The following is a 15927-nucleotide window of genomic DNA, read 5'->3' as shown; positions in this document are numbered from 1 at the left end:
GTGACAGTGTTCTCGCGTACGGCGGGGCGGCCGCTCGGCGCGCACGGGGATCGATGCCGACGACGGACGCATGCCGTGGGGCGGACCGCTGGAAATCGTGTCCGCCCCACGGAACCAAGACCAAGCCCGAACCGACCTCTACGGGGGATGCGTTGCTTCCCGATCTAGTCCTGTTCCCGCACTGCGACCTGCATGTCTTTCTCGACCCCCTCGACCCTCTCAAGCCTCTCGACCGCCCACAGCTTCGCGTCAAGGTCTATTTCCGCACGGCTCCGGAAGGTTTCGACGATCCCTACACCCTCACCCCCGTTCCCATCGCTCCCCCCGGGGTCCCCGTGCCCCCCGTGCCCCCCGTGCCCAAGGCGACATTCGACTTCTACGCACCCCACGCACCGTTCGGCCGGCGATTCGCCGACCTGCCCACCGTGCAGCCGGACGGGCTGGTCATCGCCACCAAGCCGGGGATCTACCTCTTCCAGTGCACATACAACCGCCACTCGATCGTCGGCCGGTTGCAGGTGCATCAAAAGATCAAGGACTGGTGGTTCGGCAACGACTCGCTCACGACCGCGCTGGACACGCAGTTCGGCCACGCGCAACCGACGATCTATGCCAAGTTCAGCGACGACGTCGGAGTCGGCACCGACCTGGTCGGGGATATCACCGGGCACGACTATGTGAAGCTGAACTCGTCCGCCCCGAACACGATGGTCGTGGTGGACGAGTTCAGTCGCGTGCGCGGCCTCGTCCGCTCCCCCCAACCGGTCGACCTGATCGGCACCTTTCTCGGCAAAGAGCGGCGACTCCCGATACGGGTGGTGGAGTACGGGCGGCGCAGGGAAATCCTCGAACCCGTCGTTCACGACCCGAAACATGATCCCGAGAAAGCGCCCAACCTGCTGTTCCTGGGCGAGGGCTTCACCGATTCCCTCGCCGACAAGATCGCCTTCCACGAGATCGCCGAGGACATCTACGACGGCATGTTCATCAAACTCCGCCACCGGCCGTTCGACATGCTGCGCGAGAGCATGAACGTTTACAAGGCGCCGACCGCCTCCGCCCAGAGCATGCTGACCTGCGGCTTCCGGGTGGCCGACGGACCTCACCTGACGGGCTTCCCGATCCCGTACGAGGGCGAGGTAGAGGCACCGGACCTTCTGGAGAAACACTATTCGGTGCTGGAGCTGATCCACCAGGTCGGCCTGCCCAAACGCGGGGAGACCCGCTCGGTCGAGGATCTGATCGACGAGTGGAAGACCCAACACCTGACCGGCTTCGACCCCGGCAGGGTGCACTGGGCAATCGTCGATAGATGGCGGCACCAGCAGTCGAAAGGCATGTTCCAGGCCCGCGACACGCTCTTCGGCCTGCATCTCGGTCAACGGCCGGCCGATCGCGTGTCCGACCTCAAACCGGTGCAGAACCCCGGTCCTGCCGGCAGTGGCGAGCCGCTGAAGGCGTTCGTGCGAAAGCTGTACACCTTCTACGACGTTCTCGCCGCGCGGTACATGATGCTCGACCCTCGGCGGCATCCGCCCCAGCTCTACGCCAGGGGCATGGACAACCCGCGCATCTCCATCTTCCGCTACATCCACGGACTCGCCGAGCGGCTGGACGCCAAGCGAGACGTGGGTTCCCAGTGGACCCCCGTTCAGGACCGCCTGGGACGGAGCCGAGGGCTGGTCATCGTGATCGCCAACGACGTCGCGGATGGCGGGCAGAACATCGAGAAGGGGCATCTCGCCTGCCTCACCCTGGACACTCAGAGCAAGATCGGCTTCGTGTACGGCTCTCCGGCGGCCGACGCGATGCGACGCGGTCCGGCGACGTACATCTATGACAAGGACAAGGTGACCGACGTCGCCGTTCACGAACTCGGCCACTGCTTCAACCTCGGCGACGAATACGAGAAGACCGACGGTGCCCCCGCCCTCGATGGCGGCGATTTCGTCTACGACAATCTGACGACGCTAAGCAGGATTCGCAAAGAGCTGGACCCGGCGAACCCGTCGGCCCCACCGAACTCACCGACCCCGCCGTTCGATCCCATGTTCGTGAAGTGGCTCCGCGTGCCGCGCATGGCACTGGTGTCCCAGGCGCTGGAGGTGAAGCCCCCGGTGGAATCGCTACCCGACCTGATCGAAATCGTGGTGCCGCCCGAGGACATCCCGCACTGGAGAATGGCCGAGCTGGACGCCCCGGACAGCTCGGACGGCCCGGACGGCCCACCCGTCTACCTCTGGATCGGACCGAAATCCGGTGTGCAGCTTCCGCTATCCGTAGATCAAAGCGACCCCTCGAAGAACCACAGGGTGCTGGGGCCGCTTTACATCCAGCGCGTCAGCCGGGTGAGCGAAACCGTCACCCTGAAAGGAAAGCCGGCCACCATGGAGATCAACGAAGTGGCCATGCTGTTCATTCCGCTGCGCGACGCCGCGGGCAAAATCCTGCAGCTCGCCGAAGCAAAGGTATTTGCTCTCCTGGAGAAAGGGGATCCGCCTGCCCTGGAGGCGGGACGTCCGCTCAATGCCGATCCCTCACATGTTCCCAGCGCGAAGGCGGACCAGCCCAAACAAATCCCAGGGTTCACTCCCAAGGCCCCGCCCAGCAGCATGATCGGTGTCTACGAGGGCGGCGAATTCTCCCAACAGGCCTACCGCCCGGCAGGCATGTGCAAGATGCGCAACCAGCACCACAAAGACAACGAAGGAGCCTTCTGCTTCGTCTGCCAATGGTTGATCGTGAACTGGATCAACCCCGCCAAGCATCGCGAGCTGGACCGCGCCTACCCCTCGGGGAGGACCCATGCCTGAGCCGGGCACATTCGAGCGGGCGCTCAGCGAGCTGGGTCTCGCGCTACGACCTCTCACCGAAGAGCTGTCGCCTCCGAACGCCGGCCGTGGGCTGCTGCGCGAGCTGGGCTGGCTCGCCAACCAGGCCCCGCAGCCCCTGCTCGACCTGCGCACCGACCTCGACACACTGACCGAGGGGCTGCGCAGGCTGTTCGGCGAGGCCGAGCTGCTGAGTGGGGATCCGACGAACCTCGTCACGCTGCCCGACGACGTGGCACGCGTGCTCGCCGCGGTCGAACGGATCCTCGACGCGATCCGCGCCATCGCCACCGCCCCAGACGACATCATCCCGGCCTCGCTGCGAGAGGACGGATTCCGCGAGAAGTTCCCCCGGCAGCTCGTCGAGCACCTGGTGGGCACCTATCTGACCAGGCACCGGCCACGCATCGGTTTCGCCCTGCGGGCATTGGGCGTACTGCGCACCGACCGCGAGCCACCGCTGGGCAACCGCCCCGCCTACCGGAGGACGACCCTCGACCTGACCAAGCTGCCGCAGACCGTCGGCAGCCCCGAAACGGCGCTGCGCGACGCGTTCGGCTGGGGTGAGGACACCTTCGACCACGGCGGCTTCCTGTCCGTCGTGGACGACTTCCTGATGTCGGTGGGCGTCGACATCAGGTTCGGACGGGTCGACGGCGCCACCTCGACCGGCCTGCTCGGGCTGCCCGCCGAGGAGAATCTGCCCATCGGGCAGACCGTACCGCGCGGGCTCAAGGCCGTCCTGCTGGAGCAGTTCCTGAACGGGGCGAGCGTGACCGCCGACGTCCGGCTGCTGCCGCTGCCCGGCAACGGCACCGGCAAGCCCGGCCTGGCGCTTGTGCCCGCCCTCGACGGCCAGCTCGACACCGCCCTGCCGATCGGCGGCGACCTGACCGCGACGGTGCGCAGCGACCTCGACCTGCAGGGCGGCGTCGGCCTGCTGGTACGGCCCGGCGAGCCCATCGACGTGATCGTCGGTTTCCGCTCCGAGGACGCCCCCACCCACGCGACCGGTTCGATCCAGGTCAGGGTCGACGGCGCAGGCGGCGGGGACACGCCACGGGTCCTGTTCGGGGCCAAGGACCGCACCCGGTTGCAGTTGCGGGGCGTCGGCGGCGCGGGCGGCATGCGGGTGGACGCCGAGGGCAGCGTTGATCCGTACGTCGAGCTCGAACTCAAGGGCCTGGAGTTCGTGTTCGTGCCGGACGGCTCCGACGGCTTCCTCGCGGCCATCATGCCCTCGGACGGGTTCGCCTTCGAGACCGATCTGACCATCGGGGTCTCGCACCGGGACGGGTTCTCCTTCCGCGGCACCTCCAACCTGGAGATCCAGGTCCCGGCGCACCGCAGGATCGGCCCGGTCGAGGCCCGGTCGCTGACGATCTCCGCCATGCCGTCCGGCGGAACGCTGCCCGTCACGCTCGGCGCCACCTTCGCCGCCTCCCTGGGGCCGGTAAAGGCGCTGGTCGACCGGGTCGGGCTCACGGTGGAGCTGGAACCTCGGCCGGACCTCGACGGGAATCTCGGCCCGATCGACCTTTCGACCGGCTTTCTGCCGCCTTCCGGCGTGGGCCTGGTCATCGACGCGGGCATCGCCTCCGGTGGCGGCTATCTGCGGTTCGACACCGAACGCGGTGAGTACTCCGGCGTGCTCGATCTCGCCTTCAGTGACGTGTTGTCGCTGAAGGCCCTCGGCATCCTCACCACCCGGCCGTTCTCCCTGCTGATGCTGCTCACCGCCGATTTCGGCGAAGGGCTGCCGGTCGGGTTCGGGTTCACCCTGCTCGAAGTGGGCGGGCTGCTCGGACTCAACCGGGGCATGAACGTGGCCGCCCTGATGGAAGGGGTGCGTTCCGGCTCGCTGGGGTCGCTGATGTTCCCGCGCGATGTGGTGGTGAACGCGCCGAAGATCCTCAGCGACCTGCGCACCTACTTCCCTGCCCGCCCTGGAACGTTCCTCGTCGGCCCGATGGCGAAGCTGGCCTGGGGCACGCCCCGGCTGATGCACCTCACCCTGGGCGTGATCGTGGAGATCCCCGGCAACATCGCGGTGGTGGGTGTGCTGCGGGTGGCTCTGCCGCACGAGGACGCCCCGGTCGTGCTGCTGCAGGTGCAGTTCGCCGGCGCGATCGAGTTCGACAAGAAGCGGCTGTACTTCCACGCCACCCTGTTCGACTCCAGGATCGCCTTCATCCCCCTCGACGGGGAGTTCGGCCTGCTCGTCGCCTGGGGTGAGGATGCCAACTTCGTCGCCTCGCTCGGCGGGTTCCACCCGAACTTCGAACCGCCCGCGCTGCCGTTCCCGGTGCCGCGCCGGGTGACGATCAGCCTGCTCAACTCCTCGGTGGCGCGGCTGACCGCGCAGGGGTACTTCGCCGTCACCCCGAACACGGTTCAGTTCGGTGCCCGGGTCGACCTCTACTTCAAAGTGTCGGCGTTCAGCGTGACGGGTTTCGTCGCCTTCGACGCGTTGCTGCGGCTCCTGCCGTTCCACCTCGAGGTGGAGATCGCCGCCGCCATGTCGGTGAAGGCGTTCGGCGTCGGCCTGTTCTCGGTCAAGATCCGGGGCAGCCTGGACGGTCCCTCGCCCTGGCACATCAAGGGCCACGGCGCGATCTCCCTGCTGTTCTGGGATCTGGACGTGGAGTTCGAGCACACCTTCGGCGACCCGCTGTTCCTGCCGGAGCTGCTGATCGACGTGCTGAGTGCGCTGACCTCCGAACTGGACAGGCCCGAGGCCTGGAGCGCGGTGGCTCCCGGGGCCCGCCGACCGGCGGTGACCGTACGGGAGTCCGCGGAGACCACGCTGCACCCGGACGGCGTGCTGCGCGTCTCGCAGAAGGCCGTGCCGCTGGGGCTGACCCTCGACAAGGTGGGCACCCAGCGCCCCACGGGTGCGAACCACCTGACGATCACCCCGAACGGCCCGCTGGTACGGGTGGCCGACGCGCACGAGGAGTTCGCGCCGGCCCAGTTCGTGGAGATGTCCGACGCGGACAAGCTGAGCAGGCCCGCGTTCGAGACCCAGCGCTCCGGCGTGGACCTCGCCGCGGCCGGCGACGACCTGCGCACCAGCGGGATGGCCAAGCGGGTGGTCCGCTACGAGGAGATCCTGCACGACAGGTCCTTCACCAGGGAACACCAGCGCCTCGCCGCCTACCGGGAAGGGTTGTTCTCCTTCCTGCTGCGCGACAACGCGATGGCGCGCTCCCCCATCTCGCGGGCCTCCCGCGACCGGCTGCGCCCGCCCGGGGAAACCGTCACGGTGTCGGGCGAGAGCTACACCGTGGCCTACACGGCCGACAACCGCGCCCACGCCCCGGCCTTCGCCGGCGCCGCGGCCGCGCACGAGTTCAGGGCCGGGCTGATCGCCGACGATCCGGCCATGGCCGACGCCGTTCACGTCATTCCGAGCTTCGAGGTGGCCTCATGACCGCGCCCGCCTACACGTTCCTTCCGTGGCTGCGGCAGGGCCTGGCCAACCAGGTGAGCACCGCCGACGGCGACCCGGCGGTGCGGCTCCGCCCCCGGGTGACCGTCTCGCTCACCGCGAGCGGCCGCGCCCCCGGCGGAGCCGTGCAGAACCGGACCATCACCAAGCAGGTCTCGCTGTACGGCCCGGCCGACATCGTGGGCATCGACCCGAACGCGATCGTACGGACCGAGCCGCGCCCCTGGATCACCAACGCCGAGCCCAACCTGCTCCCCCACGTGGACTTCTACGACGAGGACTTCCTCTGGCGCTACACCCCGGCGACCGCGACCGCCGGCCGGCTCCGGCCGTGGCTCACCCTGCTGGTCCTCACCGAGGAGGAGTTCCGTGACGGTCCGGCGGGCGGCGCCGCCCCACTGCCCCGGGTGGACCTCCTCGACCTGGCCGTGCTCCCCAAGGCAGACCAGCTGTGGGCCTGGGCGCACGTGCACGTCGACAGGGGGCTCGGCGCAAGCGACGGCGAGATCGTCTCCGGCCACGGCCAGGCGGTGGCCGCCCGGCTCGCCGCGGCCCTGGCCGGCGATCCCGACCTGGCCCGATCGCGGTTGCTGTGCCCGCGTATGCTCGCGCCGGACACCGGCTACCACGCGTTCCTGGTGCCCACGTTCGAGGGCGGCCGCCGGGCCGGGCTGGGTCTCGACGTCGGCGACATCCCGGCCACCATGTCGGCGTGGGCCACGTCGGCCTCGGACTCCGGCCCGCGGCCACAACCCTCGTCGTTCCCGGTGTATCACCGCTGGTACTTCAGGACCGGCGCCAGAGGCGACTTCGAAACCCTGGTCAGGCTGCTGCGCCCGGCTCCGATCGACCCGGCGGTCGGCACCCGCGCCATCGACGCGCGGCACCCCGGCTCCGGCGTGCGCGGCGTCGACAAGCCAGAACTCGGTGGCACGCTGCGCCTCGGCGGGGCACTGCGACCGCCCCACCTCCCGCTACCCGGCGACCCCTTCGAGGCGTGGGACCAGCCGTTCCCGCGCCCGTTGCAGGAGGATCTGGCCCGCCTTATCAACCTGGCGGACGACTATCGCACCGGGGCCGAGGCGGACCCGGTGATCTCGCCCCCGCTGTACGGGCGATGGCACGCGCTGACCGCCCGGGTGCGCACCGACGAGGCGCCCGACGGCTGGGTGCGGACGCTGAACCTCGATCCCCGGTTCCGGATCGCCGCGGGCCTCGGCGCCATGGCGGTGCGAGAGAACCAGGAGCGGTACATGCAGGCCGCCTGGGATCAGATCGGCCAGGTGCTGGCGGCCCAGCGACGCATCCGCAACGCTCAGTTCGGCCGCCAGGTGAGCAAGGTCTGGCACGAACGGCACCTGGCCTCCGCGTTGTCGGCGACCCAGCGGGCGCTGCACCTCACCGCCCCGCTGCACCGCCGGATCCTGTCCGAGGGCGAGACGCTGCGCCAGACGCAGACCACCGCCCGGGTCTCGCCGGCCCTGTGCTCGGCGCCGTTCCGGCGGTTCCTGCGACCGCGCGGCCGGATGGCCGGGCTGCTGCCGTTCGACGAGCGCCACCAGCCGCTGGACCTGCTGAACCGGGTCAACGCCGGCGAGGTCGATCCGGCACCGCCGGACCAGCCGCCGCCCGGCGTCCTCGTCACCGACACGGCCGCCGGACTGGTCGGCGCCCCCATGGCGGCCGACACCGTGAAGGAGTCCGGACTCACCACCGAGTGGCTGGCGGGACTGCCCGGCGCCGCCGGCTTCACCATCGGCACCCTCGACAAGCCCGGCGGACCCGGCCGCGCGGGCGAGGACAGCCCCGAGGCGGAGCAGTTCAAGGAGGCTCTGGAGGACAGCTTCGACTTCCGCGAGACCGCGACGGAGGCGGGCACCCCGCCGGAGCCGCGCGAGGTCGATCTGGGCGGCATGGCGCAGACGGCGGTGGACGCGGTGGATCCCGACATGACCATCCCGCGCCGGATCGAGGCGACCGTCCACGTCCCTCAGGCGGTGCGCGACGAGGTCGGCTCCGGCCTGGTCGAACCCATGGCCTACCCGGTGATCGACCAGCCGATGTACGAGCCGTTGCGGGACCTGGGCGCCGACCTGTTCCTGCCCAACGCCAACCTGATCGCCCCCAACACCGTGACCCTGCTGGAGACCGACCAGCGCTTCATCGAGTCCTATCTGGTCGGGGCCAACCACGAGTTCGCCCGCGAGCTGCTCTGGCGCGAGTATCCGACCGACCAGCGGGGCTCGACCTTCCGCCAGTTCTGGGACGTGCGCGGCACGTCGGCCGCCGCGCCGGGCGACACGCGGGAGGCCCTGCGCGACATCCCGCCACTACACGAGTGGGCGGCCACCTCCGCCCTGGGCAGCCACGACCATCGCGACACCGGCGGCGGGCGGGACGAGCTCGTCCTGGTGATCCGCGGCGAGCTGCTCAAGCGCTATCCGAACGCGGTCGTCTACGCGCATCGGGCGCGGTGGCCGGCACCAGGGCAGAGCGGCCCGCGGCAACTGTCGAGCGACCCGTCCGCGGTGCGCACACCGCGGTACGCCGCGAAGATCGACCCGGACATCACCATCCTCGGGTTCGACCTCACCGCCGAAGAGGCGATCGGCGGTGACGACGCCGACGCGGATCCGGGCTGGTACTTCGTCATCAAGGAGCGCCCCGGCGAGCCCCGGTTCGGTCTGGACACCGAGCCGAGCCCGCGGCGCGAGGTGTGGAACGACCTGTCCTGGCCGGAGGTCCGGCCTGGACCGGCGGGCGGCTACCTCGACCTCTCCACCGCCCCGGCCTCCCTGCCGCTCACGCCACCGGCCGGGCCCCCCGATCTGGTCCAGCACGGCGAAGACGTCCACGTCGCCTGGGGTCCGGCGATGACCGCCGCCGACCTCGCCTACATCCTCTTCCAGGCGCCGGTGCTCGTCGGAGTGCACGCCGCCCAGATGCTTCACACTACTTCGGGGGAATCCACATGAGCCGGCTCACCACCGATCCGCGCGAGGGCGTCAACGACCTCGACGACACGTCACCGATCCTGCTGATGCCGGTGCGTCTGGAAACCCGGTTCACCAAGGACCCCGAGCTTCTGGTCCGGATATATCCGGACGACTGCAACATCTCCACCTTCGACGAGGCGCTGACACCGTCAGAGGTCGACAACGTGCGGCGCTACTGGACCGAGGTACGCGAGGCCGGCACGGCCGAGGCCCCGCAGCGGGCGGCCTGGCGGCGCCTGGTCGCGGCGCACGGCTCCGGCCGGGCCACCTGGCTGCGGGCCGTACACCAACCCGTCAATCCATCCGGCCCGCCGGACTTTCCCGAGGTGAGCACCAAGCAGGACGCCTGGGCCCAGGCGCCGCGGGTGCTGCTGATGCCGCAGCGTTTCGTGGTCATCGGCTTCCGGGCCGGTGAGGATCCGCTGGTCGAGGTCGGCGCCGAGGTCGACCGGGAGCTGTTTGCCGGGCCGGATCCCAGCGCCACGGGTGAGGACCAGCTGCACCACGACGAGCGCGGCAATCTGGTCATGCCCGACCGGCTGCGGTGGCTGTCCGACTTCGACCGGGCGGTCGAGGTGGGAATGGGGCTGCGGATCCCGCTCACCAAGGAACAGGCCCAGGGCGGATTCGACCGGCTGCTGGTGCTCGGCGTGCGGATCGGATCCGACGCCGAACAGGGCGCCGCCCAGTTCGGCGACCTGTTGCGACGGCACGCTCACAGCCGCGCCGGCGTGGCCGTGGTGGCCCGCGGCACCCCCACCAACAACAGCGAGGACGCCGACTCGGGCTACGGCCGCCGCGACGACCCCGACGCCTCCTTCGACGACCTGCGCGAGCCGGCCTACGACGTCACCGCCGAGTCCGGCGAGAAACGGGACGGGCAGTGGATGGCCGAGTACCTCGGACTGTCGGCCGACTTCTTCGTCCACACCCACGGCGCCGCCGAAACGGACAGCCTCACCTCGCGGGCCATGAACACGCTGCTGTGGCCTGCCACGTTCGGTCACTGGATGCGGGCGATGATGGGCGAGGTCTTCGGCGAGGGCGACACCGACGACCTCGGGGAGTTCTTCGTCGGGCACGTGCTCGGCGGCGGGGTCGTGCCGGCGATGCGGATCGGCGCCCAGCCGTACGGCATCCTGCCGGCGACCGCGTTCTCCCGGTTGGAGTGGCCGGGACATGACGCGGACGTGAACAAGGTCGCCGGGCCGCTCTACAACGTGCTCGACACCATCCGGCAGGACTGGACGCCGCTGGTCGAGCGGGTCGCGCGCATCGGCGGGCCGAGCGACGATGCCCACCAGACACTGCTGGACGTGCTCGCGCTGCATCCAGGCTCGGTGGAGTGGTCGCAACGCTACGCCGAGAGCCTCACGACCCTGCTGAACCGGCTGAACCTGCGGGGACTGGCCGGGTGGATCCAGCAGATCAAGTCGGCCGCGGAGCGCGCCGCCGCCCAGGAACTCCTGGCCCACCACGGTTACGGCGGCACCGGCGCACCACCCATCCTGGACCTGGTGTTCTCGAGCCGGCAGAACCTGCTCACCGGCGGCGTGGTGGACGGGCTGCCACCGTCGGAGACCGCGCCGCTGCGGCCGTCCACGGTGGACGGCCGCAACTACCTGTCCTGGCTCGCGTCGGCCGCGCGAGGTGGGCTCGACCGGCTCTACGACCAGGACGACTTCGTCGACGACCGGCCGCCGGCGTCACTGCTCTACCTGATGGCCCGCCACGCGCTGCAGCTCGGCTACCACGAGGCGGGGGTCCGGTCGTACCAGGCCGCCGGCCTCTACACGCCCGCGCAGGCACGGGCCGCCAGGACCGACAACCCGATCCTGCACATCAGCACGGGCGCCTCGCTCAGCGAGAGCCGCTACCAGCCGCTCTTCGCCGCCGTCGAGCCGATCACCGGCCATCCGACCCGGCGGGTCGCCGACCACATCACGATGACGCTCGGCTCGCCGCAGAGCGCGGAGCTGGCCGCCCAGCTCGACGCGCTGGCGCGGCTGGAGAACGTGCCCACCGCGCAGCTGGAACGGGCCTTCGCCGACCACGTCGACACCTGCTCCTACCGGCTCGACGCGTGGCTGCTCGGCCTGGTCGATCTCCAGCTCACCCGGATGCGTGAACAACGGCCCACCGGCCTGCACCTGGGCGCCTACGGCCTGGTCGAGGACCTGCGGCCGGGCCGTTCCGAGCGCTTCGACTTCGTGCCGGAGGACAAGGACGTCGCCGAGGACTTCAAGGAGGGGCCGCTGACCGTGGACCCGGCCAACCAGGGCTTCGTGCACACCCCGTCGCTCAACCACGCCGTCGCCGCCGCGGTGCTGCGCAACGGATACCTGTCCGGCGCGGCGCCGGGCGAGGGCCCGGCGGTCGACCTCTCCTCCGCTCGGGTGCGCGCCGCGCTGGCACTGGTCAACGGGGTCCGGGCCGGGCAGAGCCTGAGCGACCTGCTCGGCTACCAGTTCGAGCGGGGCCTGCACGACCGGCACGGCCTGGCCGAGGTCGACGGCTTCATTCTGCCGCTGCGCAAGGAGTTCCCGCTGCGGGCCGACCGGATGGCCTCGACCCGCACCGGCGACGGCGTGCCGATCGAGGCGATCGAGGCCGGCAACGTGCTGGACGGCCTGGCGCTGGTGAACCGGCTGCGCACCGCGGGCGGCTACCCGTTCGGGGCCACCGGCCTGCCGGTGGCGAGCGCGGCCCAGAGGGCCGCGATCAACGCCGAGGCGCACCGGCTGCTCGACACCCACGACGCGGTGGCCGACCTGGCCCTGGCCGAAGGCGTGTACCAGGCCGTGATGGGCAACTATGACCGCGTGGCGAGCACCTACGACGCCTACGCCAAGGGGAGGAGCCCCGCCGAACCCGACATCGTGCGGACGCCGTCGAGCGGCGTGACCCTCACCCACCGGGTGGCGCTGCACCTGCCGCCCACGGCGACGCCGGGGCCCGGCGCGACGCCGCGGGCCCGGATCGAGCCCTCGGTCGACGCCTGGCTCGCCGAGGTGCTGCCGCCGCTCGACGAGGTCGGCTGCATGGTCTCCTTTCGCTCGGCCGGCACCGGAACCGAGACGGTCCGTGAGGTCACCCTCGCCTCGCTCGGTCTGCGACCCGCCGATCTGGTGGCGATCGGACGCGTCGAGTCACTATCGGAGCTGGACGACCGGGTGCGCAGGTTCGTCCGGGCGACCTTCGACCCGCGTCCCGACCAGCCCATCGCCATTGACCATCAGCAGGCGGCAGCGGGCCGGGTCAGCGTGTTCGAGCTCCTGCCCATGCTGACGGCCGCCCGCCGGCTGGTGACCCTGTCGCGCCCGTTGACCGGCAATGACCTGCGGGTCACCGCCGGCGCCCGCGCCGGCGACGAGCCCGCACCGTTCATCGACCGCCGACGGGTCGACGCGGTGGATTCGGCGTTGCGGGCGGTGCGGTCGGAACTGGCCACGGTCGCGGACGCGCCGACCGGCCCCGACCCGGCCTTCGACGTGGACGAACAGGTGGAGTCCGCGGTGGACGCGCTCGCACGTGCGGCCTCGTTCGGGCTTGCCCAGGCCGGATGGGACTTCGCCTACGAGGGCCTCGGCCTGGCCTACGCCGAGTTGCTGGCGGCGTGCGCCGAGACCGCGGGGCGCTGCGGTGACCGGCTGGACCGGTTCGCCGAGGAGTTCGCGCGCTACCAGGCGGTGCCGGCGGCGGGGTCGGACGAGGAGCGGTTCCTGTTCTTGGGCCGGGCCGAGGCGGCCATCTCCACAGCGCCGATCCAGCCCCGGCCGGCCACCCCGGCCGCCTTCGCGGCGGCCCTGCAGGCGGGCCCCGTCGCCGATCTGGAGGCCGCCAGGATCCGATACCAAGCCGTGGCGGCCTCCACCCGGACGACGGCGTGGGGTCTGCACAGCGACATCATGGCGATCCCCCCGGCCGCGCCGGTCGATCTGGCCGCGCCCAACCTCACGCCGGCCGAGGACCGGCTGATCCAGTTGCTCGTCGACACCCGGTCGGTACTTCTCACCGTACTGGCCGAGGCCGACCGGCGCTTGGCGGCGTCCGCGGCCGCGTTGGACAAGCACGACGGCGCTACCTCACCGGCCGAACGGGTGGCGGCGCTGCAGGAGGCGGCCAAGGCGCTGCTCGGCGACGAGTGCCTGCTCATCCCGGAGTTCACCGTGGACGGCCAAAGCGCCGGACAGGTCTCGGCGGCACTGACGGCGAGCCGGTCCGGTGCGCCGTACACCCACCTCGACGTGGACTTCCCGGTGGACACCTGGCTGCACTCGACCGCACGGGTCCGGGAACGGCTGCACGACTGGGAACAGCTGCAGCTGCTGGCCGGTGCGTTCGGCCGGCCGGAACCGGAATTCGACGCGCTGCAACTGCCGCCGGTCGCCGGTGAGGGCTGGCTCGGACTCGACATCCGGCCGGATCAGGTGGTCGACTCCGACCGGCTGCTCTACACCGCTCACCTGCCGGCGGGCGTCGTTCCGGGCGGGCCCCAGCGAGGACTGCTGCTCGACGAGTGGACCGAGACGATCCCGTCATCCACCGCGGAAAGCGGCATCGCCTTCCACAGCGACCGGCCCAACACCGAGGCACCGCAGGCCATGCTGCTCGTCACGCCGACCCTGACCCGCGGCGCATGGAAGTGGGACGACCTGGTCGACGCCGTGTGCGACACCATCGACCTGGCCAGGCTACGCGCGCTGGAACCGCGCCACATCGGCGAACTCCCCTACGCCTCCTTCCTGCCCGCGACCCTGATGGCCAGTCAGGTCAGGCAGCTCACCATCGCCGCCGACCTCGCACTCAACAACGTGCTCGCGAACGTGAAGGCCCAGTCATGACCGAGAAGTACATCACCAAGGAACTCAGCTCGGTGATCGCGTCCCGCAGCAGGCCCGGCGTGACGTTCTGGAACCGGCTTGAGGGCCGGCCCCGCACCCGCGCCTTCGACCGCGCGCTGCGGGCAGAGGTGCGAGACGCGCTCTGGATGCTCACCCGTCAGTGGCAGATCGGCGAACTCCGCGGTGCGGATGCCGGCTCTCCCATCCAGGCGAAGGTGCGCGTCGACACGACGCCGGTGCGGGCGTTCCGGGCCCCCGGCGACAAGAACGTGGCCTCGAACCTGCCACCGCAGGCCGAGGTGGAACGGCTTCCGATGCCCTCGGACACTCCGCTCGACCTGCGCCTGCTGATGGGCAGGTACTGGTTGAAGCTGCTCGCCACGGTACGGCCGGCCGCGGCGGACGCCTACCGGGCCGCCTATCCCGTGCACGAGCCCGACCCCACCGAGGACGCCACGATCTGCGCCCATCCACCGGCCTGGTCCTTCTACCGGGCCGCCGCGACCAGGCTGATGGACGGCGCCAAGCTCTACCGGTCCATCCTGGCCGGCAGCCCGGCCTCGACCGGCATCGACGAGGTCGCCGGCGCCGAGCCCCATGTCGACGCGCTCGGCGTGCGGTTCGTGGCCTGGTTCGACCAGCTGATCAGCCGGCCCGCGGAGGGCTGCGCCTGGCAGCCGGAACGGATGGAGTACGGCTTCCACGCCAGCGCCGGATCACGTGACACCCCGGTCGATCTGGTCGCCGAGGAGTACTTCCACGGCCGGATCGACTGGTACAACCTCGACGCCGCCCCCACACCGCCGGACCCCGGCGACGACGAGACGGCACCGGCCCGGCACGTCCTCACCACGCTGCCCACCACCGCGTCGTTCAACGGAATGCCGAACACCCGCTGGTGGACCTTCGAGGACGGCCGGACGAACTTCGGCGGTATCCGGCCCGACACCACCGACCTGGGCACGCTGATGCTCATCGAGTTCGGGCTGGTCTACGCGAACGACTGGTTCGTCGTCCCGTTCACCGTTCCGGTCGGCACCGTGGCGAGCGTGCGCGGCCTCGTCGTCACCGACGTGTTCGGAGAACGCACCTGGGTCTCGCCGGCCATGTCCGAAGACTGGAAACTGTTCCGGACGAGCGTGGCCGGCGGCGCGGGAGGTGTCGCCGGCCACGATCTCACCGTCCTCGACACGGCCGACCACATCCAGGAAAGCGCGCCCCTGGACGAGGTGGTGTTCGTCCGCGACGAGATGGCCAACCTCGTGTGGGCCATAGAGAAGACCGTCCCGTCGCCTGCCGGGGGCGGTATTCCGGGGGTGGAGGCCGGCCATGAGCTGCGCGACTTCCTGCTGCGCGACTTCGAGCGCAGACACGGGCACCCTCTCACGCCACCACCACCGGCCGAGGGCACCCAGGTCCGATACGAGGTGATGACCTCGGTGCCGGAGAACTGGATCCCGATGATCCCGATGCACCGCCCCGGCGACAACCGCGAGATCCAGCTTCGGCGAGCCGCCATGCCCCGCGCCTTCGACGGCGACCCCTCCCCGTCCACCCCGGTGCCGCCGCGAACCTGGTTGCTGCAGGCACCCGGTCTGCATGTCCACGAGGAGGAGGTGCCCCGGGCAGGCATCCGGGTGACGCGGACCTACCGGCGTACCCGCGACCGGCAGGGCCGCGCGCACGTCTGGCTCGGCGCGACCAAACAGACCGGTCGCGGTGAAGCCGCCAGCGGGCTGGTCTTCGACCGGATCGCCGACCATCGCTCCCTTGAGTAGTGACCTGCTCGGCCTACCTACCATCCT

At 70.6% G+C, this 15927-nt stretch carries 5 protein-coding genes; all 5 read left to right on the top strand.

Translation table 11 applies throughout. The features are described from left to right. Positions 1–53 precede the first annotated feature (53 nt). Genes ACQP0P_RS22845 through ACQP0P_RS22825 form a run of 5 tightly spaced genes read left to right on the top strand, consistent with a single transcriptional unit; the run spans position 54 to position 15900 of the window. The gene (locus ACQP0P_RS22845; protein ID WP_433380555.1) at positions 54–2813 is read left to right on the top strand and encodes a hypothetical protein; all 2760 of its coding nucleotides are present in this window, start codon (positions 54–56) and stop codon (positions 2811–2813) included. Further along, the gene (locus ACQP0P_RS22840) at positions 2806–6264 is read left to right on the top strand and encodes a DUF6603 domain-containing protein (RefSeq protein WP_433380552.1); all 3459 of its coding nucleotides are present in this window, start codon (positions 2806–2808) and stop codon (positions 6262–6264) included. Before ACQP0P_RS22845 ends, ACQP0P_RS22840 begins: the two co-directional genes overlap by 8 nt. Continuing rightward, the gene (locus ACQP0P_RS22835) at positions 6261–9257 is read left to right on the top strand and encodes a hypothetical protein (RefSeq protein WP_433380550.1); all 2997 of its coding nucleotides are present in this window, start codon (positions 6261–6263) and stop codon (positions 9255–9257) included. The genes ACQP0P_RS22840 and ACQP0P_RS22835 overlap by 4 nt, the downstream gene beginning before the upstream one ends. Then, positions 9254–14122, top strand: coding sequence for a hypothetical protein (locus tag ACQP0P_RS22830; RefSeq protein ID WP_433380547.1), 4869 nt, complete (start codon positions 9254–9256; stop codon positions 14120–14122). The genes ACQP0P_RS22835 and ACQP0P_RS22830 overlap by 4 nt, the downstream gene beginning before the upstream one ends. Further along, the gene (locus tag ACQP0P_RS22825) at positions 14119–15900 is read left to right on the top strand and encodes a hypothetical protein (protein WP_433380545.1); all 1782 of its coding nucleotides are present in this window, start codon (positions 14119–14121) and stop codon (positions 15898–15900) included. The genes ACQP0P_RS22830 and ACQP0P_RS22825 overlap by 4 nt, the downstream gene beginning before the upstream one ends. Positions 15901–15927 lie beyond the last annotated feature (27 nt).

The organism is Streptosporangium sp. CA-115845 (assembly GCF_050943795.1).
Lineage (GTDB): Bacteria > Actinomycetota > Actinomycetes > Streptosporangiales > Streptosporangiaceae > Streptosporangium.
This window is presented reverse-complemented; position numbering and strand designations above follow the sequence as displayed.